We start from the raw sequence: 22,373 nt of genomic DNA, 5'->3' as shown, positions 1-22,373 counted from the left end.
GAGCGCGCGCGCAGGCGATGTCAGCGCGCCAGGGCCAGGCCGAAATCGGTGATCGGGGCAATGATCAGAACGCGTGACAGCGAGATCAGCAGCATCGCCACGAGCGGCGAGAAATCCAGGCCGCCCAGGTTCGGCAGCATTCGGCGCAGCCGACCGAGCAGGGGTTCGGTCAGCTGCAGGATGATCGGCAGGGCAGGCGAGTGCCCGGCCGGTTGGATGAAGCTCAGGATCACCCGCACTAGGATGAGGGCGAACAGGATCCACAGCGCCAGGCCCAGGGTTTCGGCGAAGCCGATCACCAGCGCGGCACCGAGCCCCACGCCCCGACCCAGCAAGGCGTACACCGCCCATACCTTCAGCGTCACGATCAGCCAGGCCGTGAGCGCGGCGGATGTCTCGAAGCGTCCGACCGGGCGCAGCACACGGCGCAGGGGCGTCACCACCGGGTGGGTGGTGCGGTATACGAACTGGCAGATCGGGTTGTAGAAGTTCGCGCGCGCCAGCGGCAGGGCCACGCGCAGTACGAACAGCGTGGCGAACAGGCCGAACAGCACCTCGATCAGGATCACGCCGGCTTGGGCGAAGTAGCTCATGGACGCGGGTTCCGGTGGGTGTGGAGCAATGAGAGAGAGGCGTGGGTTTGTGGATCTTTCGGGCGATTGCTTTCTCTGCACTTGGGCGCGTGCAAGGTTTGGGCGGGCGCTCGCGCTGCAAGCCGGCGGGCCTTGCTGCGAGCGCTGGCGAATGATCGTGCCCGATGTGCATCCGCGACGCGGCCTCAGCCAGCGGCTAGGGCGCGCCCGCGCTTGACGGCTGCGTCCACCGCGTTCCCGACCAGGGCCGCGAAGCCGCCGGCTTGGAAACACTCGATGGCCGCCTGGGTGGTGCCGCCCGGCGAGGTGACGCGCCGCCGCAGCTCGTCGGCGGGGTCGGCTGACTCGGTGAGCATGCGTGCCGCCCCCAGCACGGTCTGCCGCGCCAGCGCTTCGGCCGTGTCGCGCGGCAGGCCCTGGGCCACGGCGGCCGCGACCAGGGATTCCACCATCAGAAAGAAATACGCCGGGCCGCTGCCTGAGAGTGCGGTGACCACGTCCATCAGCACCTCGTCTTCGATCCAGTGGGTGAGGCCGGTGCTGGCCATGACCGCCTCGGCCAGCGCTCGACCTTCGGCATCGACGCAGTGCGGCGCGAAGAGACCGGTCGCGCCGGCGCCCAGTAGGGCAGGCGTGTTCGGCATTGCCCGCACCACCCGCGGGGTGCCCAGCCACGCGCTGAGCCGGGCGCAGGGCAGGCCGGCCGCCACGGAGACGATCACGGCATCGCCAAGCGCCCCGCGCAAGTTCTCGCAGACCGCCTGCATGACCTGCGGCTTCACCGCCAGCACCACCATCGAGGCGCCCGCCACCGCATCGCGCCCCTCGGCACAGACGCGCACACCGAACTCGGCCTGCAGGCCGAGACGCAGCGCCTCCAGTGGCTCGGCAACGTGGATCCGCTGCGCGTCCACCCCCTGCCGGCGCAGGCCAGCGACCAGCGAGCGGGCCATGTTGCCGCCGCCAATGAAGGCTGTAGGGCCGGGAATCGGGAACGGGGAATCGGGAGTCGTCATGCGGGGCGAGTCTGCGGAGGGCTTGAGCAAGGCGAGGCGTCACCTGGGGCAAGAATAGCCGTGTAGCGGGCCGCTCCTAACGATTCTCCATTCCCGATGGCCCATTCCCGGTTCCGCGAGGCCCAAACAGCGCACTGCCCACCCGCACCCGCGTGGCGCCCTCTGCGATCGCCAGCTCGAAGTCCTCGCTCATCCCCATCGACAGGGTGTCCACCTGTGGGTGACGGGCGCGCAGCTGTTCGAACAGGCCGCGCAGCGCCGCGAAGCTGCGGCGGCGGGCTTCGAGCTCCGGAGCGGGCGCGGGGATGCTCATCAGACCGCGCAGGCGCAGATGCGCGCAGCGGTCGGCAGCCTCGGCCAGCGCCGGCAGATCCTCGGGGCGGCAGCCGGACTTGCTGGTCTCGTCGTCGATGTTGACCTGCAGCAGGATCTCCAGTGGCTCGCGTCCGCTGCTCGCTCGCGCGGCATCCAAGAGCGGCAGCAGCTTGGCGCGGTCCACGCTTTCGATGCAATCGAACACCGCGGCAGCCTGTGGGGCCTTGTTCGACTGCAGGTGGCCGATCAAATGCCAGCGCAGGCCCAGCGCCCGCAGGGCTTCGATCTTGGCCGCGGCCTCCTGCACGTAGTTCTCGCCGAAGGCCCGCTGACCGCAGCCGGCGAGCGCCGAAACCGCCTCGGCGGGCTGGGTCTTGCTGACCGCCAGCAGCTCAACGGCCCGACCCCGAGCGGCCACCTCGATGCGAGCGCGAAGGGCTTCCAGGCGGTCTGCGGCGGTCTGCGGATTGTGCGGCTGCGTTGGCATGGTCAGGTTGCTGTTCGGGGCTATACTCCGGCGCATTGCGGCCGGCGCCAGGGGGCGGGCGCACAAGGCGCTGTGGCACAGTCTAGCGGCGCGCCGCCCGACTTACGGCGGCGCCTGCCGACACTCATCAAGCGGGGATGCGCGACTCATGGATATCGCTGAACTTCTGGCGTTTTCGGTCAAGAACAAAGCCTCGGACCTGCACCTCTCTGCCGGCCTGCCGCCGATGATCCGTGTGGACGGTGACGTCCGCCGCATCAACATCCCGGCACTCGATCACAAGCAGGTGCACGCGCTGATCTACGACATCATGTCGGACAAGCAGCGCCGCGACTATGAAGAGTTCTACGAGGTCGACTTCTCGTTCGAGATCCCGGGCCTCGCGCGGTTCCGCGTCAACGCCTTCAACCAGAACCGCGGCGCCGGTGCGGTATTCCGTACCATTCCGTCCGAGGTGTTGACCCTCGAAGATCTCGCCGCGCCCAAGATCTTCCGCGAGCTGATCGAGCAGCCCCAAGGGCTGATCCTGGTCACCGGCCCAACCGGTTCGGGCAAGTCGACCACGCTGGCGGCGATGATCGACCACGTTAACAAGAACGAGTACGGGCACATCCTCACCGTCGAGGACCCCATCGAGTTCGTCCACACCTCGAACAAGTGTCTGATCAACCAGCGCGAGGTGCACCGTGACACGCATGGCTTCAACGAGGCCCTGCGCTCGGCGCTGCGTGAAGATCCCGACTACATCCTGGTTGGCGAGCTGCGCGACCTCGAAACCATTCGCCTCGCGTTGACCGCAGCGGAGACCGGCCACCTCGTGTTCGGCACCCTGCACACCAGCTCGGCCGCCAAAACCATCGACCGCATCATCGACGTGTTCCCGGCCGGCGAAAAGCCGATGGTGCGCTCGATGTTGTCGGAGTCGCTGCGCGCAGTGATCTCGCAGTCGCTGCTGAAGAAAGTCGGTGGTGGCCGCGTTGCCGCGCACGAAATCATGATCGGCATTCCCGCCATCCGGAACCTGATCCGCGAGGACAAGGTCGCGCAGATGTACTCGGCCATCCAGACCGGCCAGAACTACGGCATGCAGACCCTCGACCAGTGCCTCCAGGATCTGGTGAAGCGTGGCCTGGTGACCCGCCAGGCGGCCCGCGAGTATGCGAAGGACAAGCGGTTGTTTGAATAAGAGCCGGGATTCGGGATTGGGGATTCGGGATTGGGAGAGCGCCCTTGAGGCTGTGTTCCGGTTCCGTCTCCGCCCGAAGCACTGAGAGTCCCTGCCGCCGCCCCAGCGGTCGTTCAATCCCGAATCCCCAATCCCGAATCCCGCTCCGAAGGAGCACGCCATGAGCAGCATCGACTTCACCAGCTACCTCAAGCTGATGTCGCACAAGAAGGCCTCGGACTTGTTCGTCACCTCGGGCATGCCGCCGACGATCAAGGTGCACGGGCGCCTGCAGCCGATCACCCAGACCCCACTGACGCCGCAGCAATCGCGCGACCTGGTGCTGAATGTGATGACGCCGAGCCAGCGCGAGGAGTTCGAGAAAACCCACGAGTGCAACTTCGCGATCGGTGTGTCCGGCGTGGGTCGTTTTCGCGTGAGCTGCTTCTACCAGCGCAACCAGGTCGGCATGGTGCTGCGTCGTATCGAGACGCGTATTCCCACCTGCGATGAGCTCAATCTTCCGCCGGTCATCAAGACTCTCTCGATGACCAAGCGCGGCATCGTGATCCTGGTCGGCGCCACCGGCACCGGCAAGTCGACCACGCTGGCCGCGATGATCGGCTACCGCAACCAGAACTCTTCGGGCCACATCATCACGATCGAGGACCCGATCGAGTACGTGCACAAGCACGAGGGCTGCATCATCACCCAGCGCGAGGTCGGCATCGATACCGACAGCTGGGAGAACGCGCTCAAGAACACCCTGCGCCAAGCGCCGGACGTGATCATGATCGGTGAAGTGCGCACCCGCGAGGGCATGGACCATGCCATCGCCTTCGCCGAAACCGGCCATCTGGTGCTGTGCACCCTGCATGCCAACAACGCCAACCAGGCGATGGACCGCATCATCAACTTCTTCCCCGAAGACCGGCGCGGTCAGCTGCTGATGGACCTCTCGCTGAACCTGAAGGGCGTGGTCGCGCAGCAGCTGATTCCCACGCCCGATGGCAAGGGGCGTCGCGTCGCTCTGGAGGTGTTGCTGGGCACGCCGCTGGTGCAGGACTACATCCGCGAGGGCGAGATCCACAAGATCAAGGAAGTGATGAAGGAGTCCACCAACCTCGGCATGAAGACCTTCGACCAGGCCCTGTTCGAGCTGTATCAGGCCGGCGAGATCAGCTACGAAGATGCGCTGCGCCACGCCGACTCCACCAACGAAGTCCGTCTCAAGATCAAGCTGGCCCAGGGCGGCGATATGCATTCCCTGGCCCAAGGCATGGACGGCGTCGAGCTGATCGAGTCGCGCTGAGCTCTTGCAGCGTCCGCCGCGCGATTTGACAGCGCGCGGCGGGCGGGTCTAGCGTTGCGGCCCTGCGGTGAACGCATCCCGCAGCGAGTGTCCTGAATCGATTCTACCCAAGGTGGTCAGGCGGCAACGCCGGCCGAGCGTGCGACATGTCCACTACCGCCGACTGAGATCTTCCAGACTGCGCTGGCACCCGATCCGAGGGCGCTTGCGCCCTTTTTTGTTGCCTGACGCGTGCGCCCCGAGGGCCTTCCGCGCAGGCGCTGCACGAGTGAATTCCCATGCTCCACATCACGCTCCCCGACGGCAGCCGCCGTGAGTTCGAAGGCCCGGTGTCCGTGGGCGAGGTCGCTGCCAGCATCGGCGCCGGTCTCGCCAAGGCGGCACTGGCCGGCAAGGTCGACGGCAGGCTCGTCGACACCAGCCACCGCATCTCAACCGATGCCTCGCTGGAGATCATCACCGACAAGCATCCCGACGCGCTGGAGATCCTGCGCCATTCGACCGCGCATCTGCTCGCGCAGGCCGTGCAGCGTCTGTATCCGGGCGCGCAGGTCACGATCGGCCCGGTGATCGACAACGGCTTCTACTACGACTTCGCTTACGAGCGCCCGTTTACGCCGGACGACCTGCCGAAGATCGAAGCCGAGATGCAGAAGATCGTCACGGAGAAGCTCGCCGTGAGCCGCACGGTCAAGTCGCGCGACGAAGCGATCACCTTCTTCCGAGGCTTGGGCGAGCTCTACAAGGCCGAGATCATCGAGTCGATTCCGGCCAGCGAAGACCTTTCGCTGTACTCGCAGGGCGAGTTCACCGACCTCTGCCGCGGCCCGCACGTGCCGGGCACCGACAAGCTGCGCGCCTTCAAGCTGATGAAGGTCGCCGGCGCCTACTGGCGCGGTGATTCCAACAACCAGATGCTGTCGCGCATCTACGGCACGGCCTGGCTGAACGACAAGGATCTCAAGGCCTACCTGCACCAGCTGGAAGAGGCTGAGAAGCGCGATCACCGCCGCATCGCCAAGCAGCTGGACCTGTTCCACCAGCAGGAGGAAGCGCCCGGCATGGTGTTCTGGCACCCGCGCGGCTGGACGCTCTGGCAGACAGTCGAGCAGTACATGCGCGGCGTCTACAAGGCCTCGGGCTACCAGGAGGTGCGCTGCCCGCAGATCCTCGACGTCTCGCTGTGGAAGAAGTCCGGCCACTGGGACAACTACAAGGAGAACATGTTCTTCACCGAGTCCGAGAAGCGGACCTATGCGGTGAAGCCCATGAACTGCCCGGGCCACGTGCAGATCTTCAATTCCGGCCTGCACAGCTACCGCGACCTGCCGATCCGCTACGGCGAGTTCGGCGGCTGCCATCGCAACGAGCCCTCCGGTGCCCTCCACGGCATCATGCGCGTGCGCGCCTTCACCCAGGACGACGGGCACATCTTCTGCACCGAAGACCAGATCGAAGCCGAGGTCACCGCCTTCCATCAGCAGGCGATGGCGGTTTACCGCGACTTCGGTTTCGAGGACATCTCGCTCAAGATCGCCCTGCGCCCGGATTCACGCCTGGGCGACGACACCACCTGGGACAAAGCCGAGAACGCTTTGCGCGCCGCACTCGGCAGCTGCGGCGTGCACTGGGAGGAGCTGCCCGGCGAGGGTGCCTTCTACGGGCCGAAGATCGAGTACCACATGCGCGACTCGATCGGTCGCGGCTGGCAGGTCGGCACCATGCAGGTCGACTTCATGATGCCCGGCCGCCTGGGCGCGGAGTATGTCGACGAGACCAGCACGCGCCGGCATCCGGCGATGCTGCACAGGGCCATCGTCGGCTCGATGGAGCGCTTCATCGGCATCCTGATCGAGCATCACGCCGGCCTGTTCCCGCTGTGGCTGGCGCCGGTGCAGGCGGTGGTGATGAACATCACCGATGCCCAGGGAGACTATGTCCGCGAGGTGACCCAAGCCCTTGTCCAGCAAGGCTTCCGGGTTCAGTCCGACTTGAGAAACGAAAAGATCGGTTATAAGATTCGCGAGCATACCCTGCAGAAGATTCCCTACCTCCTGGTCGTGGGCGACCGCGAAAAAGAGGAAGGGCTCGTCGCAGTGCGCGCGCGTTCTGGCGAAGATCTGGGCAGCATGAAACTGTCCGAGCTGATCGAGCGACTGCGCGCGGAGAACGGACCCACCGCTCGCGACAAGGTGTGATCCCCCGCAGGATCAACACCTTGCGCGTCGGTCCGGACCAGCAGCCCAGCACGGAGACACGCGAATCAATACCGAAAAGCTGAACCGCAAGAACCACGAGATCCGGGTGCCGCGCGTGCGCGTCATCGGTGCCGAAGGCGAGAACATCGGCGTTCTGAGCCGCGACGAAGCCCTGCGCATGGCGCTGGATCTGGAGCTCGACTTGGTCGAGATCCAGCCCAACGTCGATCCGCCGGTCTGCCGCATCATGGATTTCGGCAAGTTCCGCTTTGAGCAGCAGAAGAAGGCGAGTGCCGCCAAGAAGAAGCAGAAGCAGGTGGAGTTGAAGGAACTCAAGTTCCGCCCCACCACCGATGTCGGCGACTACGCCATCAAGCTTCGCAATATCCGGCGCTTCCTTGAGGAAGGCGACAAGGTCAAGATCAACATCCGCTTCAAGGGCCGTGAAATGGCCCACCAGGAGCTCGGTCTGGCGATGGCCGCCAAGATCGAAGCGGATCTGGGCGACGAGGTGGTCATCGAGCAGCGTCCGCGCCTCGAAGGTCGCCAGATGGTGATGATGATCGCGCCCAAGAAGAAGCAGTAAGCGTCTTCGAGCGACACCGCGAGGCCCCGGCCGCTACCGGCCGGGGCCTCGCGCTTGAGAGATTCCCCCGCAGGGATGCAGCGGGAGCGGTTCGGGGCCATGCAGTCCCGTAGCGCGCGCAGAGCGGGCAGGAGCCCGCGGCTGTCGTACCCGGTTCGCCGGGGTTTTTGCCGATCGCAGCCGTTTGGTGATCGGCGCCTTCGCGGTGCCGCGATGCACTCGCGCAGGCCTTACCGCCCTGCACCACGGCGTTGCCGTGGCGAGGGCTACAAGCGCGGAATGTGCTCCCCAAGCGATGCGGCCCACACGGGCTTCATCCGCGCATTCCGGGTATCCAAGATCCGCAGCGGTTCGCCGCTGCTTGCAAGGAGTTTCCCATGCCCAAGATCAAGACCAATCGGGCTGCCGCGAAGCGTTTCCGCAAGACCGCCTCCGGCAAGTTCAAGTGTGGCCATGCATTCAAGAGCCACATCCTGACCAAGAAGTCGACCAAGCGTAAGCGCGGTCTGCGCGGCACCAACCACGTTCGTGCGGAGGACGCAGGCCGCGTCCAGCGCATGCTCCCGTACCTCTAAGGGAGGATCGCAACCATGGCACGAGTCAAGCGTGGCGTTACCGCCCGTCGTCGTCACAAGTCCGTCCTCGCGCGCGCGAAGGGTTATTACAACGCCCGTCGCAAGGTGTTCCGCGTTGCCAAGCAGGCCGTTACCAAGGCCGGCCAGTACGCCTACATCGGCCGCAAGCAGCGCAAGCGTCAGTTCCGCGCGCTGTGGATCGTCCGCATCAATGCGGCGGCCCGCCAGTTCGGTCTGTCCTACAGCCGCCTGATGAACGGCCTCAAGAAGGCCAGCATCAGCCTCGACCGCAAGGTCCTGGCCGATCTGGCTGTGCACGATCTGCCGGCGTTCGGTTCGCTGGCCGAGAAGGCCAAGGGCGCCCTGGCCTAAGGTCCGGAGCGTTCGACATGCCGCGGAGTGGATGCCGCGGATCTCCTGTGGGGAAGGGCATGCTCTTCCCCACAGGCGTTTTCAGGGTTGGAGTTTGCTTGGGGCTTGGCGCGCAGCGCCGCCGAGGGCAGGCTTTTCGATCCACGCCCCGGGCATCGAGCCCGGGCCAGGCCCGCGAGTGCGGGTACCGTCACGAGCGATAAGCATGAGCGAGTTGGAAGCGCAGGCGCAGAGCGCCGCGAACGAGATCGAACAGGCCGACAGCATCGACGCGCTGGAAGCCATCCGCGTGCGCCTGCTAGGCAAGGCAGGCCTGATCACGGAGCAGTTGAAGCGGCTGGGCGCCCTGGATCCGGAGGCGCGCAAGGCCGCCGGTGCGGAGGTCAATCGCATCAAGCAGGCGCTGACCGATGCCATCGGTGCGCGCCGTGCGCTGCTGGAGAAGGCCGCGCTGGATGCGCGTCTTGCCTCCGAGCGCATCGACGTCAGCCTGCCTGGCCGCGGATCGCGTGCCGGCAGCCTGCACCCGGTCGCGCGCGCCGCCGAGCGCATCGCCGGCATCTTTGCGCGCATGGGCTACGAACTGGCCGATGGCCCGGAGATCGAGGACGACTGGCACAACTTCGAGGCGCTGAACTTCCCGCCGCACCACCCGGCGCGCGCCATGCACGACACCTTCTACTTCCCGGACGGGCGTCTGCTGCGCACCCACACCTCGCCGGTGCAGGTGCGCTACATGCGCGAGCGCCAGCCGCCCTTCCGCATGATCGCCATCGGCAAGGTCTACCGTTCGGACTCCGATCAGACCCACTCGCCGATGTTCCATCAGATGGAGGGCCTGCTGATCGACGAGACCAGCACCTTCGCCGATCTCAAGGGCACGCTGAAGCAGTTCGTCGACGCCTTCTTCGAGCGCGACTTCGCGATGCGCTTCCGCCCGAGCTACTTCCCCTTCACCGAGCCCTCGGCTGAAGTCGACATCCGCTGGGACCGCGAAGACGGCAGTGAGCGTTGGCTGGAAGTGCTGGGCTGCGGCATGGTGCATCCGAATGTGCTGCGCGCCTGCGGCATCGACCCCGAACGCTACACCGGCTTCGCCTTCGGCATCGGCATCGAGCGCTTCGCGATGCTCCGCTACGGCGTCAGCGACCTGCGCAGCTTCTTCGAGAACGACACGCGTTTTCTCGCGCAGTTCGCCTGAGGCGAACTGCGGGGTTAGGGATTGGGCATTCGGGATTTGTAAGCCGCAGCGAGTCTGGCTCGCGCGGCCTCTGATGGACACAGGCAATGAAGTTTTCCGAAAACTGGCTGCGCGAACACGTCACCGTCGAAGCCTCGCGCGAAGAACTCGCGGCCAAGCTGACTGCGATCGGGCTGGAGGTTGAAGAGATCTCCGCGCTGGGTGAGGGCTTGGACGGTGTGGTGGTGGCGCAGATCGTGGACTGCGCCCGCCATCCCGAGGCCGACCGCCTGCAGGTCTGCACGGTCGACACCGGCAGCGGCACAGTGCAGATCGTCTGCGGCGCGCCGAACGCGCGGCCAGGGCTGAAAGCGCCGCTGGCGACCGTTGGCGCCGTGCTGCCGGGCGGCCTCACGATCAAGCCGGCCAAGCTGCGTGGCGTCGAGAGCTTCGGCATGCTTTGTTCAGCGAAGGAGCTGGGCGTCGATGCGGATGCCTCCGGGCTGATGGAGCTGCCGGCCGACGCGCCGGTGGGTGCCGGCTTTGGCGACTATCTCGGCCTGCCTGACGCCAGCATCGAGATCAAGCTGACCCCGAACCGCGCCGACTGCTTCGGCGTGCGCGGCATCGCCTATGACGTCGCCGCTGTTCTGGGGGCGAACGTCCATCCGCTGGATGTGCCGCCTGCCGCAGTGAGCAGCGCCGACGCGCTGCCGGTGGAACTGCGGGCTGGCGCTGCCGCGCCGCGCTACTGCGGCCGCGTCATCGAAGGCGTCGATGCCGCAGCTCCCACACCGCTGTGGATGGCCGAGCGCCTGCGCCGCTCCGGCATCCGTCCGATCAGCCTGCTGGTCGATGTCACCCAATACGTGATGCTGGAGCTCGGCCAGCCGATGCACGCCTTCGATCGTGCCACGCTGACCGGACCGGTCGGCGTGCGCGCTGCGCGCGCGGGCGAAACGCTGAAGCTGCTGGATGAGCGCGAGGTCAGGCTCGACGAAGGCTTCCTGGTGATCACCGACGCCGATTGCGCGGTGGCGCTGGCCGGCGTGATGGGCGGCTGGGACACCCGTGTCACCACCGGCAGCCGCAGCGTGTTCCTTGAGAGTGCGCACTTCGCGCCCGAGGCCATCATCGGCCGCGCCCGCAAGCTGGGCATGCATACCGATGCATCTCACCGCTTCGAGCGCGGCGTCGATCCCGAGCTGCCGCGGCTGGCCCTGGAGCGGGCGACCCAGCTGATCCTGGCGCATGCCGGGGGCAGCGCTGGCCCGGTGACAGAAGCATCCTTGTCCGAACATCTGCCCTTGCCCAAGGCCGTGTGCCTGCGGCGCTCGCGCTTGGCGCGCGTGCTGGGCGTGCATATCGCCGACGCCGAGGTCGAGCGCATCCTGCGCGCGCTGGGCATGCAGGTCGAAGCGTTCGACGGCGCTGCCGATGAACCCGTCGACGGCCTGCGCGGCTCGCACATCGGTGGCGGCTGGTGGGTCACGCCGCCCTCGCGGCGGTTCGATATCGCGATTGAAGAAGACCTGATCGAAGAAGTGGTGCGCATCCACGGCTACGAGGCCATCCCGACCAGCACGCCGACGGGCGCTATTCCGCTGGCCATGCCGAGCGAAACGCGGCTGGGTGAGGGCGAACTGCGTCGCGCGCTGGCCGGCCGCGGCTATCGCGAGACGATCTGCTTCGCCTTCGTCGAGCAGGCGCTGCTGGATCGCTGGGGTCTTGCTGAGGGCGCGATCGCTCTGGCCAATCCGCTGAGCGCGGAGCTGGCGGTGATGCGCACCGGCCTGCTGCCGGGTCTGGTGCAGGCGCTGGCGCACAACCGTGACCGCCAGGAGCTGCGGCCGCGCCTGTTCGAACTGGGTCGCGTGTTCCACCAGGGCGAGTCCGGCCCGATCGAGACCCTGCGCTTCGCCGCCGCCGCCTGCGGCCGTGCCGAGGCCGAGCAGTGGGGCCTGCCGGCGCGCGCGCTCGATTTCTACGACATGAAGGCGGATCTCGAATCCGTGCTGGCATTGGCGGGGGATCCCGCTCGCGTCGAGTTCCGACCCACCACGGCCGCTTTCCTGCATCCGGGGCGCGGTGCGGATGTGTGGTTCAAGGGCCGCAGCATCGGCTGCATCGGCCACCTGCATCCGGCCCTCGCCAAGGCGCTCGACCTCGACGAGGAAGTGGTGGTGTTCGAGGTCGAACTGGCGCCGGTGCTGGAGCGTGCGCTGCCGCGCGCCCAGCCGGTCTCGCGCTTTCCGTCCGTTCGTCGGGATATCGCCGTGCTCGTCGCCGAGCAGCACCCGTGGTCGGCGCTTGAAGCCTGCCTGCGGAGCGCGTTGGAAGGCCGCGTGCAAGCCATCCAGCTGTTCGATCAGTACCAGGGCAAGGGCATCGAGCCGGGCTTCCGCAGCCTCGCTATTGGCTTGATTTTGCAGGACGTTTCACGCACCCTCACGGATCAGGATGCGGATCAGGCCATCGCCGATGCGGTGGCGGCGCTGTTCAGGACGTTCGGCGCCACGCTCAGGGGGTGACATGGCACTGACCAAGGCCGAAATGGCCGAGAAGCTGTTCGACGATGTCGGCCTCAACAAGCGTGAGGCCAAGGAGTTCGTCGATGCCTTTTTCGATGTGTTGCGCGATGCGCTGGAAACCGGCCACCAGGTAAAGCTGTCCGGCTTCGGCAACTTCGACCTGCGCAAGAAGAACCAGCGGCCCGGCCGCAATCCGAAGACCGGCGAGGAGATTCCTATCTCCGCGCGCACCGTGGTCACTTTCCGTCCGGGTCAGAAGCTCAAGGAGCGCGTGGAAGCCTATGCTGGATCCGGGCAGTAACGCCGAACTTCCGGCCATCCCGGCCAAGCGCTATTTCACCATCGGTGAGGTCAGCGAGCTGTGTCGCGTCAAGCCGCACGTGCTGCGCTACTGGGAGACCGAGTTCCCCAGCCTGAAGCCGGTCAAGCGCCGCGGCAACCGGCGCTACTACCAGCGTCAGGACGTGTTGACCATCCGCCAGATCCGCGCTCTGCTGTACGAGGAGGGCTTTACGATCACTGGCGCGCGACAGCGTCTGGAGGCCGACGGGCAGCGCCCCAGCCCCTTGGCGAACGACAGCTCGCTGCAGATCCTTCGCGAGGTGCGCATGGAGCTCGAAGCCGTTCTGGAGCTGCTGAAATCCTGAGTTTCCGCATGCCGTCGCCAGGACGGCTGTGCAGTCGAGACAAGCCCACAACTCTCGTCTATAATTGCGCGATCTGTACTGTCGAGGCCTCAAGGCCGACGTGCAGATCGCAGCACTGATCGGAATCGCGTCGGGGCGTAGCGCAGCCTGGTAGCGCATTTGCCTGGGGGGCAAAGGGTCGTCGGTTCAAATCCGGCCGCCCCGACCATCCGATCCATCCTCCGCTTGGCCATTCCTCGCCTGTTCGCCGCGCTCGCATTTTCTTCGTCGAGCCGTTGGCCTGAGGTGTTTCCCCAAGCTGTGGGTCCCTGGCCCACCAAGCCGCTACACTCCCGAGCTTCCTCCATCGAGCGAGCTTGAGCGATGCGCACACTCTTCCCCGCGATCGAACCCTATGCCAGCGGTGAGCTGGCGGTGTCCGAACGGCACACCCTGTACTTCGAAGAGTGCGGCAACCCCAAAGGCAAGCCGGTGGTGATGCTGCACGGCGGCCCGGGCGGCGGGTGCAGCCCGAAGATGAGGCAGTTCCACGATCCCGCGAAGTACCGCATCGTGCTGTTCGACCAGCGCGGCGCTGGGCGCTCACGGCCGCATGCGGATCTCGTCGACAACACCACCTGGGACCTGGTCGCCGATATCGAGCGCCTGCGCGAGCACCTTGGCATCGAGCGCTGGCAGGTATTCGGCGGCAGTTGGGGCTCCACGCTGGCGCTGGCCTACGCCGAAACCCATCCAGAACGCGTCACCGAACTCGTGCTGCGCGGCATCTTCATGCTGCGGCGCTGGGAGCTGGAGTGGTTCTACCAGCAGGGCGCCTCGCGCCTGTTCCCGGACGCCTGGGAGCACTATTTGAAGCCGATTCCCGAGGTCGAGCGCGCGGATCTGATCAGCGCCTACCACCGTCGACTCACCTCCAGCGACCCGGTCGTGCGCGTGGCCGCCGCGCGCGCCTGGTCGGTATGGGAAGCGGCCACCAGCTTCCTGCATCAGGACCCCGACTTCATCGCCTCGCACGAGGCTGACGATTTCGCGCTGGCGTTCGCGCGCATCGAGAGCCACTACTTCGTGAACGGCGGCTTCTTCGAGGTCGAGGATCAGCTGCTGCGCGATGTCGACCGCATCCGCCACATCCCGACCACGATCGTTCACGGCCGCTACGACGTGGTCTGCCCCGTCCAGAACGCCTGGGATCTGAAGCGTGCGTTCCCCGAAGCCGAACTGGTGATCACTGCCGATGCCGGCCATTCGGCCTTCGAGCCCGCCAACGGGGATGCACTGGTGAGGGCGACGGAGCGGTATGGGTAAGGGCCGGGATTCGGGATTGGGGATTCGGGATTCGGGATTCGCAGAGCCAGTCTCGCCAGCCTTGACCTAGCGACTTGGGGCGAGCCCATTTGGGCCCCTCTCCCTGCGGAGCGGTTCGGGGACATCGGCTGCCGGTGCAGCCGATGCCCCGGGAGCCCGAGCGAAGCGAAGGCAAGGGGTTGCAGAGGGGCAGTTCGGAGCGACGCGCTGATTGACGTGCGCCAGCTCCGCTCGCATCCAGTCACAGTCGATGCGGCCAGGTGGCTGTGCGCAGCGTCGCGCATCAGCCTACAGCGGCGCCCTCACAACCGCGCAAACAACGCCCCATAGCCCGGGAGCTCCACGCGGCCGTCGCGCAGCGCGCCGCCGACCAGGCCGTGTCCGTCGAGCGCCTGTGCGCCCTGCGCTTCATCCAGCGCGAGCGTCTGCGCTTCCGCACTGAGGTTGAAGACGCACAGCAGGCGCTTGCCCTCGAGCTCACGTTCGAAAGCCAGTACCGGCTCCCGCGTCGCCAGCATGCGCACCGTGCCCCAGCGCAGCGCCGGCAGCGCGCGGCGGAACGCCATGAAGCGGCGGAAGCGCCGCAGCGCCGAATCGTCTTTGGTTTCCTGCGCTTCAGTGCTGAGAGGCAGATGCTCGGCAGGCACCGGCAGCCAGGGCTTGGCCTCGGTGAAGCCGCCCCGCTCAACGCTGCGCCAGGGCATCGGCGTGCGGCAGCCGTCGCGACCCTTGAAGTTCGGCCAGAACGCGATGCCGTACGGATCCTGCAGCAGTTCGAAGGGGATATCGGCCTCGGGCAGCCCGAGTTCTTCGCCCTGGTAGACGCAGATCGAGCCGCGCAGGCTGCAGGCCATGGCGCTCAGCATCGGCGCCATATGCGCGGGCGGATGCGCGCCGCCCCAGCGCGTCACCACGCGCTGCGAGTCGTGGTTGCTGATCGACCAGCAGGGCCAGCCCTCGGTCATCTTGGCTTCGAGATCGTTCACCGTGCGACGCACGTGCTCGACGCTGAAATCCGGCGTCAGCAGCTCGAAGCTGTAGCCCATGTGCAGGCGATCCGGCCCGGTGTACTCCGCCATCGTCTGCAGCGAGTCCTCCGACGAGATCTCACCGAGCGCGGCGACCTGGTCGAACTCATCCATCAGCGCGCGAAGGCGGCGCAGGAAAGCGATGTTCTCGGGCTGGGTGTTGTTGTACCAGTGGTACTGGTAGGCGTAAGGGTTGTCCGGGCTGAAGCCACGGCCTGTGCGCAGTTCCGCGGGCTTGGCCGGGTTGTCGCGCAGCTGGCGGTCGTGGAAGCAGAAGTTGACGGCATCCAGCCTGAGCCCGTCGACGCCCCGCTGCAGCCAGAAGCGCACGTTGTCGAGCGTGGCCTGCTGCACCTCGGGATTGTGGAAGTTGAGGTCCGGCTGGCTGACCAGGAAGTTGTGCAGGTAGTACTGCTCGCGCCGCGGCTCCCATTGCCAGGCGCAGCCGCCGAACAGGGACAGCCAGTTGTTCGGTGGCGTGCCATCGGGCTTCGGATCCGCCCAGACGTACCAGTCGGCCTTCCCGTTGTCGCGGCTCTGCCGACTTTCCTTGAACCAGGCGTGCTCGATCGAGGTGTGGCTCAGCACTTGGTCGATGATCACCTTCAGCCCCAGCGCATGCGCCTTGGCTACCAAGCGGTCGAAATCGTCCAGCGTGCCGAACATCGGATCGACGTCGCGGTAGTCGGCGATGTCGTAGCCGAAGTCCGCCATCGGTGACTTGAAGAAGGGGCTGATCCAGATCGCATCCACGCCGAGGCTGGCGACGTAGTCGAGGCGCTCGATGATGCCCGGCAGGTCGCCGATGCCGTCGCCGTTGCTGTCCTGGAAGCTGCGCGGGTAGATCTGGTAGATGACGGCGCCGCGCCACCAGGGAACTGTGCTCATGTCGTGTTCCGGCAAAGGAGAGCCTGGCGGGCGATGGCGTGCAGGCGAGAGGAGGTGAAGGTGGCGGCAAGCTTAATCAGCGCTCGCAGCCATGCCGCGGCGCGTGCATACGTATTCATGCGGAGCGCTTCGCCGCGCTTGCGCCAAGCGGTTTGTTCGGTCGCAGCATCAGATCGCTTCTGGTTGTCCGGAAAGCCTTTGCTCGCCGGACTTTGCTCTCATCGCATGCGCAGCAAACCGCCGCGCGCGCCTGCGTCGACGTCTGCTTCGACTTCAGTCCTCCGGATCGCCGGCCACCCACACCACCGCGGTGCGTGCGGGCACCTGCAGGCGCAGCTGCGCGCGCTCGGGCGCCGCGTGCGGCTCAAGCTGCAGGCTCGCCCGATGGACGCGCGGGTCCACGCCCTCCGCCAGCACGGGATGCAGGCGCCAGCTGCGGCCGATGCTGTGCTTTGGCACCCAGTCGAGGCGCACGCTCTGCGGCTCGGTGCTGACGTTGAGCGCATACAGCAGCTCAGGGTGCGGATTGCCTGCGAGCCCGCTGCCATCGAGGTGCGCCGCGATCAGCCCCGAGCTGGCGTCGATGTCGAGGAAGCGCAGCCGTTGCTGGACGTCTTCGGTCGATGACAGGCGCAGCAGCGGCGTCTGCGCGCGCAGACGCAGCCAATCGAGGAAAGCGCGGCGCGCGTAGTCGAAGATCTCGGGCGATGGCTTGAGCGCCGGGTCCGCCAGCAGGTCGCGCATTTGCGGCCAGTCCTTGGCGTTGTCCCAGGCCGGCGGCAGGCCGCGGCCGAAGCCGTTGTCCTCGCCGCTGTAGTCCAAGCGGTTGAAATGATCGCCGCTGTCGTAGCTGTTGCGGTCCAGCGACTTGCTGCGCAGCACCTCGACGCCGGCGTGGAAGTAGGGCACGCCCTGGCTCAGCAGGTTGAAGGCCATGCCCAGCACCTGCACCCGCGCGCGCTCTTCGGCCGTCGTCGCCGGCGGCAGGCGCAGCGCGTTGATGTCGTACAGAGTCTGGTTGTCGTGGTTCTCGACGTAGTTGACGACCTCATTCGGCGAAGCCACGTAGCCAGCGGGCTGGCCCGCGTAGCTGAACTCGCCAAGGGAGCGCTCGACGCTGTTGCTTCCGCGCATCCGGTAGTCGCGCAGCGTGCCGGCGAGACCGATGCGAACGAGGTCCTGCGTGAGTCCGGGGTTCGAGATTCGGGATTGAGAGCCGGGATTCAGGATTGGGGATTTGGGATTCGTCGGCGATGAGTTCGCGCTTGAGGCGAAGGCAACCGAAGTGGCGTCTTCGAGCCCGTCTCCCCTGGAGGAATAGGGGTTGGGGAGAGGGTGAGAACTCTCGCGATCGGCTGCCCCCTCTCCGCCAGCCCCTCTCCCACCGGGGGATAGGGAAGGCGGCGCGGGAGACTCGCGCTCTTCCGAATCCCGAATCCCGAATCCCAGATCCCCGCTCTCAACCCATCCATTCAGCCACCCGTACGCCGTCCGCAGCTCCGCCCCGGCGGTCGCTGCGCCGCCACCGCGCAGGGCATCGCGTGCGCGATCGCTGAAGGTGGCGATGCCGCTGCCCGGCAGGCTCAGCTGGCTCGCCTGCACGAAGCGCGCGCCGTCGACGACCTCGCCGAAGTTCCAGCCCTCGCCGATGATCGGGATGCGCTTGCCGGCCGCTGCATCGACGGCGCGCATCAGCTCCAGCATCACCGCCTTCGGCTGGTGGCCCATCAGGTCGAAGCGGAAGCCATCGATGCGGTAGTCGCGCACCCAGACCACCGCCGAGTCGATCATCAGCCGCGCCATCATCGCGTGCTCGGTGGCGGTGTTCTCGCAGCAGGTGCTGCGCTCGATCGCGCCCTTGGCATCGAGCCGGTGGTAGTAGCCCGGAACGATCCGGTCGAGCACCGACTTCGCATGCTGACCGGCATGGCTGGTGTGGTTGTAGACCACGTCGAGCCCCACGCGCAGGCCCAGCGCATGCAGGGCCATCACCATCCGCCGCAGCTCGCGGATGCGCACGGCACCGTCGCGCGCGTCCGAGGCGTAGCTGCCCTCGGGCACGGTGAAGTGCTGCGGGTCGTAGCCCCAGTTGTAGCAGTCCTCATGCTTGACCGCGCCGATGCTGGCCTGCTGCTGTTCGCCATCCGGCGGTCCCATCACCACCGGCGTCACGCAGCCGGTTTCGGGGATGGTGCTGATGTCGTAGACCGGCAGCAAATGCACATCGGTGAGCCCGGCCTCGGCCAGCGCGCGCAAGTGGCGCATGCCCACGCTGTCGCGCTGGGCGAAGCCCAGATAGCGACCACGGTGCTGCGGCGGCACGCTCGCATCGTCGCGCGAGAAATCGCGCACATGCAGTTCGTACAGCACCATGTCGACGTTGTGCTGCGGCGCCGGCGGTCGCGGATGCGCATCCCAGCCCTCAGGCTTGAAGCGCGCATCTTCCAGATCGACGACCATCGCGCGCTGGCCGTTGGCGCCCAGGCCCAGCGCGTAGGGGTCAGTAACCCGATTGCGCACCAGGCCCAGGCCCGGCACGAACACATCGACGAGATAGCTGTAGTAGCTGCCGATCGAGGCCTCCGGCAGGCGCGCCGACCACACGCCGCTGGCCGCGTCGCGATCGAGCCTGCGCGCCGAGCGCGCAGGGCTGTCGTCAGCCTCGAACACGCAGACCGCAACGGACTGCGCGGTCGGCGCCCACAGTGCGAAGGTCGTGGCGTCCGGACTCGGCAGCGCGCCGAGCGGCGCATCGAGTGCCGCCGGGTAGAGATCATCCAGCGCGGCGGCGTGCTGCACGCGGGTCATGGCCTGCACGCGGCCCTCGCCGTCGAGCGCCGCCAGCAGCAGATCGCCGCGCAGCAGTCCTGCGATATCGGTGCCTTCAGGCAGCGCGAACTCCGACCCATCGCCGAACCAGGCGAACCGCTGCCGTTGTGCAGGTGATACGGCCTCGGTCGCCGCCGTAAGTGCGAGCCGTGCGACGCCCTCGTCGGGGCGTCCCTCGGCATCCAGCCGGATCGCGGTGTCGGCATGCAGCAGGACGATCTCGCGGCCGGTCGGCGCCTGCGGCCAGCGAAGGCGCTGGCTGTCCAGCCAGATCGCCGCCGCTTCCGCCGGCAAGTCCGAGCGCGCCAGCACGCGGAAGTGGGTGGGCGCATCGCAGTCGGCGCGCAGGCTGTCGTCGGCCTGTGCAGCCAGAGATAGCCCAATCAGCAGGCCGAAGCCGAGCAGACGGCGGGCGGCACACGCAGGGGCGCTGGGTCGAACGCGTGGCGCAGTCGCGCATACGGCGCTGCGCGAGGAGCCTGGCATTGCGGCGCTTCCTCAAGACGTGGCCCGCGACGATGCCAGACCTCGTACTCCGGTGGGTTCATCTGCATACGTATGCGGCGTGGAGGCTGGGCTTGACCTCGTTGGGCCGCGCTGCGCTTGGCCCAACCTACGACTGCGCGAGGCCCAACCTGTCACCGCGCCTGCGCCCATTGGGCCCCATCGGGACGCCGTGCCCGCGCAGCTGGGACCCAGCGCAGCGCAGCCCGACGCTTGCGTTTGTGACTGCCGAACTCCGTCTGCATACGTATGCCTCGCAGCTGCAGCACGGAAAGCCGAGGCGGCGCCGCTAGCATCGTGGGCCGATCTCCACGAGGCCTGCGGATGCCATCGACTGCGCTTGCAATGAAGGCCAGCCGCGCGCGGCTCGGCCTCGCCATGCTTGGTGTGCTGTGCGTGGCTGTCGGCGCAGGCTGTGCGAGGCGTGCGTCCATCGGCGTGGTGCCGGCCGAGAGCGCTCCGAATGCATCCACCGAGTTGCGCCCTGCGCCTGCCGACCACGCGCACTCCGAGGCCGCGCGCTTCTTCGAGGCCATGGCGATCCGCATCGCCCCCGGCGAGCGCGCCCAGTTCGTCGCTGGCGACAACCGTGCGGGCTACTACGAGGGCTGGACGCACGGCTATCGCGGCGGGGTCGGCTATCGCATCGGCCAGGCGAGCCTGTACGAGGATCGCGAGGCCTTCGTCGACGGGCAGCGCCTGCCGCGCGAGGCGGCGGCCGGCGAGACCCTGTACCCCTATGGGCACTGCGTCGAGCATGCGCACGCGCGGGACTGCCTGCTGCTGCACTCGGGGCGCGCGGCGCTCAGCCTGCGCCTTGAGGTGGACAGCGCGGCCGAACTCGCTTTCACGCCGCTGTGGAGCCCGGCGCTGGCGGGCTACCGCATCGAACGGCATGAGGACGTTCTGCTGCTGGTGCCGCCGGCACCGACGCCCGAGGACGGGCATCCGGACTGGATCGCACTCAGTGCGGATGCGCCGCTGCGCGTGGATTCGACGCCCTCCACAGAGGGCGAAGCGATGTCCATGCGCCTCGTTCGCGCCACGCCGGGCAGGCGCCTCACCCTGCACATCGCCTATGCCGACCGTCGCGAACAGGCGCTGCAGTCCGCGCGCGAACTCGCCGCGCAGGACAGCTGGCGGCCGCAGATCGAACTTCAGCATCAGTGCCTGAGTCGCGCTGTGCTGACCACGGCGGATGCCGAGTTCAACCGCGCTCTGCTCTGGGCCCAGGCCAGCGCGCACAGCTTCGTGGTCGAGCAGTACGGGCCGGGCATCTGGGCCGGCCTGCCCTGGTTCCGCGACAACTGGGGGCGCGACACCTTCATCGCGCTGCCCGGCACGCTGCTGGTCTCGGGGCGCTTCAACGAGGCGCGCGCCGTGCTCGATGCTTTCGCCGCACGCCAGCAGCGCGATCCGACCTCACCGGACTACGGCCGCGTGCCGAATCGCGTGGCGACGAACCAGCCGACGATCTACAACACCGTCGACGGCACGCCCTGGCTGCTGCGGGCGGGGCTCGAGTACGTGCGCTACAGCGGCGATGTCGAGTTCGCCGATCGGCTGATCGATCTCGCGCGCAGCTACATCGAAGGCGCGCAGCGGCATCTCGACGCCGAGGGTCTGCTGCGTCATGCCGATGCCGACACCTGGATGGATGCGCGCGTCTACGAGAACGGCCCGGCCTGGTCGCCGCGGGGTGACCGTGCGGTCGAGATCCAGGCGCTGTGGATCACCGCGCTGGAGAGCGCCGCCGCGCTGGCCGAGGCGCGCGGGCAGGGCAGCGATGCCGCGCACTGGCGCGCGCAGGCACAGCGGGCGCGCAGCGCGGTGCTGAAGCGCTTCGTGATCGACGGACGCGTGGCCGATCGTCTTCGACCGGACGGCAGCGCCGACCTCGCGCGCCGCCCCAACGCCCTGATGCTGATCAGCGTGCCGTGGGCGCCGATCCTCGATACGCAGGCCGAAGCGCGACTGCTGCGCGACAGCGTCGAGCATCTGCTGTTTCCCTTCGGCATCGCCTCGCTGGAGCCCGCGCACCCGTGGTTCCACCCGCGTCACGAGGCCGTGCGCCTCGGCCGGCCCGAGCTGCACCACAAGGACGCCGCGTACCACAACGGCACGGTCTGGGGCTGGAACGCCGGCTTCGCGATCACCGCCCTCAGTCGCCACGGCCAGCAGGAACTCGCCTGGCGACTGACGCGCGAGCTGGCGCGACAGATTCTTGAAGACGGCACGCGCGGCAGCATGAGCGAGCTGCTCGATGCCGCCCTTGGCGACCGCGGGCAGCCTGTTCCATCGGGGACCTACGCGCAGTCCTGGAGCGTCGCCGAGTTCACCCGCAACGCCTGGCAGGACTACCTCGGCGTTCGCCCCGATCTGCTGCGCAACACCCTGCGCTTCGTGCCCGCGCTGCCGTCGGCGTGGACCGACACCGAGGCGCGCATCCCCTTCGGCGCGGGCGAAACCCTGGGCCTGCAGATCGCGCAGCAGAAGGGCACCCAGCGCTGGCGCTTCGAGGGCTTGCCGCTGCAGGCGCGGCGTATCGAGCTCGACCTGCAGCGCGTCGAGGGCGGACGCGTGCGCGTTGGCTTTGCGCTTGGCCCGGCAGCGCGCGAGCTGGTTTGGGACGGAAGCGAAGCGCGGCTCGATGGCCTGCTTCTGGAGCAGACCGAGGTGCTGGCCTCGACGCAGAGCGTTCTGCAGCAGCTCGACTTCGCATCGCCGCCTTCCGCTGACCCCAAGCGCTATCCGATGACCCGCGAAGCCGATGGCCTGCGACGGTGGATACTCGATGCCGCAGGCGCAGCGGAGACACCGCGATGAGCGATCGCGACGGGCG

Annotated in this window: 17 protein-coding genes and 1 tRNA gene; 13 read left to right on the top strand and 5 right to left on the bottom strand. The window is 67.3% G+C overall.

Annotated elements, in window-relative coordinates; all coding sequences use genetic code 11:
• Positions 1–20: 20 nt before the first annotated feature.
• The 3 genes from H4O13_10940 to H4O13_10930 all read right to left on the bottom strand — a co-directional run bounded on the left by H4O13_10940 (position 21) and on the right by H4O13_10930 (position 2,411).
• The gene (locus H4O13_10940; protein ID MBE5315903.1) at positions 21–593 is read right to left on the bottom strand and encodes a YggT family protein; all 573 of its coding nucleotides are present in this window, start codon (positions 591–593) and stop codon (positions 21–23) included.
• A gap of 185 nt (positions 594–778) precedes the next feature.
• Positions 779–1,609 (bottom strand): pyrroline-5-carboxylate reductase, encoded by an 831-nt coding sequence (locus tag H4O13_10935; GenBank protein MBE5315902.1) that lies wholly within the window; start codon positions 1,607–1,609, stop codon positions 779–781.
• A gap of 76 nt (positions 1,610–1,685) precedes the next feature.
• On the bottom strand, positions 1,686–2,411 hold the full coding sequence (locus H4O13_10930) for a YggS family pyridoxal phosphate-dependent enzyme (protein MBE5315901.1): 726 nt from the start codon (positions 2,409–2,411) through the stop codon (positions 1,686–1,688).
• Positions 2,412–2,559: 148 nt separating this feature from the next.
• On the opposite strand from H4O13_10930, the gene H4O13_10925 reads away from it, so the two are divergent.
• From H4O13_10925 to pip, 12 genes are all read left to right on the top strand, one after another.
• Positions 2,560–3,597, top strand: coding sequence for a type IV pilus twitching motility protein PilT (locus H4O13_10925; protein MBE5315900.1), 1,038 nt, complete (start codon positions 2,560–2,562; stop codon positions 3,595–3,597).
• A 160-nt stretch (positions 3,598–3,757) separates the two neighbouring features.
• Positions 3,758–4,888, top strand: a complete 1,131-nt coding sequence (locus H4O13_10920; GenBank protein MBE5315899.1) for a PilT/PilU family type 4a pilus ATPase — start codon at positions 3,758–3,760, stop codon at positions 4,886–4,888.
• Between the two features lie 278 nt (positions 4,889–5,166).
• Positions 5,167–7,086: a threonine--tRNA ligase gene (thrS, locus tag H4O13_10915; GenBank protein ID MBE5315898.1), complete on the top strand. Its 1,920-nt coding sequence runs from the start codon at positions 5,167–5,169 to the stop codon at positions 7,084–7,086.
• A 64-nt stretch (positions 7,087–7,150) separates the two neighbouring features.
• Entirely contained in the window at positions 7,151–7,672 is a 522-nt protein-coding gene (gene infC, locus H4O13_10910; GenBank protein MBE5315897.1) for a translation initiation factor IF-3, read from the top strand.
• Positions 7,673–8,049: 377 nt separating this feature from the next.
• Positions 8,050–8,247, top strand: a complete 198-nt coding sequence (gene rpmI / locus H4O13_10905; GenBank protein MBE5315896.1) for a 50S ribosomal protein L35 — start codon at positions 8,050–8,052, stop codon at positions 8,245–8,247.
• Between the two features lie 15 nt (positions 8,248–8,262).
• Positions 8,263–8,619 (top strand): 50S ribosomal protein L20, encoded by a 357-nt coding sequence (rplT, locus tag H4O13_10900; GenBank protein MBE5315895.1) that lies wholly within the window; start codon positions 8,263–8,265, stop codon positions 8,617–8,619.
• Between the two features lie 205 nt (positions 8,620–8,824).
• Complete coding sequence (gene pheS / locus H4O13_10895) at positions 8,825–9,820, top strand: phenylalanine--tRNA ligase subunit alpha (protein ID MBE5315894.1); 996 nt, start codon at positions 8,825–8,827, stop codon at positions 9,818–9,820.
• 86 nt (positions 9,821–9,906) lie between these two features.
• On the top strand, positions 9,907–12,330 hold the full coding sequence (locus H4O13_10890; GenBank protein ID MBE5315893.1) for a phenylalanine--tRNA ligase subunit beta: 2,424 nt from the start codon (positions 9,907–9,909) through the stop codon (positions 12,328–12,330).
• A 1-nt stretch (position 12,331) separates the two neighbouring features.
• Positions 12,332–12,631, top strand: coding sequence for an integration host factor subunit alpha (locus H4O13_10885; protein ID MBE5315892.1), 300 nt, complete (start codon positions 12,332–12,334; stop codon positions 12,629–12,631).
• The gene (locus H4O13_10880) at positions 12,612–12,977 is read left to right on the top strand and encodes a MerR family transcriptional regulator (protein ID MBE5315891.1); all 366 of its coding nucleotides are present in this window, start codon (positions 12,612–12,614) and stop codon (positions 12,975–12,977) included. Before H4O13_10885 ends, H4O13_10880 begins: the two co-directional genes overlap by 20 nt.
• Before the next feature lie 131 nt (positions 12,978–13,108).
• Positions 13,109–13,185 (top strand) — tRNA-Pro (locus H4O13_10875).
• A gap of 155 nt (positions 13,186–13,340) precedes the next feature.
• Positions 13,341–14,282, top strand: coding sequence for a prolyl aminopeptidase (gene pip, locus H4O13_10870; GenBank protein ID MBE5315890.1), 942 nt, complete (start codon positions 13,341–13,343; stop codon positions 14,280–14,282).
• A 302-nt stretch (positions 14,283–14,584) separates the two neighbouring features.
• Here pip and H4O13_10865 read toward each other — a convergent pair whose 3' ends face one another.
• Both H4O13_10865 and H4O13_10860 read right to left on the bottom strand, forming a co-directional pair.
• Positions 14,585–16,198: an alpha-glucosidase gene (locus tag H4O13_10865; GenBank protein MBE5315889.1), complete on the bottom strand. Its 1,614-nt coding sequence runs from the start codon at positions 16,196–16,198 to the stop codon at positions 14,585–14,587.
• A 273-nt stretch (positions 16,199–16,471) separates the two neighbouring features.
• Positions 16,472–19,513, bottom strand: coding sequence for a DUF3372 domain-containing protein (locus tag H4O13_10860; GenBank protein MBE5315888.1), 3,042 nt, complete (start codon positions 19,511–19,513; stop codon positions 16,472–16,474).
• Positions 19,514–19,876: 363 nt separating this feature from the next.
• Between H4O13_10860 and H4O13_10855 the strand changes: the two genes are divergently transcribed.
• Entirely contained in the window at positions 19,877–22,357 is a 2,481-nt protein-coding gene (locus tag H4O13_10855; protein MBE5315887.1) for a glycogen debranching protein, read from the top strand.
• The last annotated feature ends 16 nt before the right edge of the window (positions 22,358–22,373 follow it).

The organism is Lysobacterales bacterium (genome assembly GCA_014946745.1).
In the GTDB taxonomy this organism is placed as follows: Bacteria; Pseudomonadota; Gammaproteobacteria; order Xanthomonadales; family Xanthomonadaceae; genus Aquimonas.
This window is presented reverse-complemented; position numbering and strand designations above follow the sequence as displayed.

Excerpts from the sequence above, each read along its gene's own strand:
- H4O13_10865 (MBE5315889.1), bottom strand. The coding sequence starts at position 16,198 with ATGAGCACAGTTCCCTGGTGGCGCGGCGCCGTCATCTACCAGATCTAC.
- H4O13_10935 (MBE5315902.1), bottom strand. The coding sequence starts at position 1,609 with ATGACGACTCCCGATTCCCCGTTCCCGATTCCCGGCCCTACAGCCTTC.
- pheS (MBE5315894.1), top strand. The coding sequence starts at position 8,825 with ATGAGCGAGTTGGAAGCGCAGGCGCAGAGCGCCGCGAACGAGATCGAA.
- H4O13_10860 (MBE5315888.1), bottom strand. The coding sequence starts at position 19,513 with ATGCCAGGCTCCTCGCGCAGCGCCGTATGCGCGACTGCGCCACGCGTT.
- thrS (MBE5315898.1), top strand. The coding sequence starts at position 5,167 with ATGCTCCACATCACGCTCCCCGACGGCAGCCGCCGTGAGTTCGAAGGC.
- rplT (MBE5315895.1), top strand. The coding sequence starts at position 8,263 with ATGGCACGAGTCAAGCGTGGCGTTACCGCCCGTCGTCGTCACAAGTCC.
- H4O13_10855 (MBE5315887.1), top strand. The coding sequence starts at position 19,877 with ATGAAGGCCAGCCGCGCGCGGCTCGGCCTCGCCATGCTTGGTGTGCTG.
- H4O13_10925 (MBE5315900.1), top strand. The coding sequence starts at position 2,560 with ATGGATATCGCTGAACTTCTGGCGTTTTCGGTCAAGAACAAAGCCTCG.
- H4O13_10885 (MBE5315892.1), top strand. The coding sequence starts at position 12,332 with ATGGCACTGACCAAGGCCGAAATGGCCGAGAAGCTGTTCGACGATGTC.
- H4O13_10890 (MBE5315893.1), top strand. The coding sequence starts at position 9,907 with ATGAAGTTTTCCGAAAACTGGCTGCGCGAACACGTCACCGTCGAAGCC.
- H4O13_10880 (MBE5315891.1), top strand. The coding sequence starts at position 12,612 with ATGCTGGATCCGGGCAGTAACGCCGAACTTCCGGCCATCCCGGCCAAG.
- H4O13_10930 (MBE5315901.1), bottom strand. The coding sequence starts at position 2,411 with ATGCCAACGCAGCCGCACAATCCGCAGACCGCCGCAGACCGCCTGGAA.
- pip (MBE5315890.1), top strand. The coding sequence starts at position 13,341 with ATGCGCACACTCTTCCCCGCGATCGAACCCTATGCCAGCGGTGAGCTG.
- rpmI (MBE5315896.1), top strand. The coding sequence starts at position 8,050 with ATGCCCAAGATCAAGACCAATCGGGCTGCCGCGAAGCGTTTCCGCAAG.
- H4O13_10940 (MBE5315903.1), bottom strand. The coding sequence starts at position 593 with ATGAGCTACTTCGCCCAAGCCGGCGTGATCCTGATCGAGGTGCTGTTC.
- H4O13_10920 (MBE5315899.1), top strand. The coding sequence starts at position 3,758 with ATGAGCAGCATCGACTTCACCAGCTACCTCAAGCTGATGTCGCACAAG.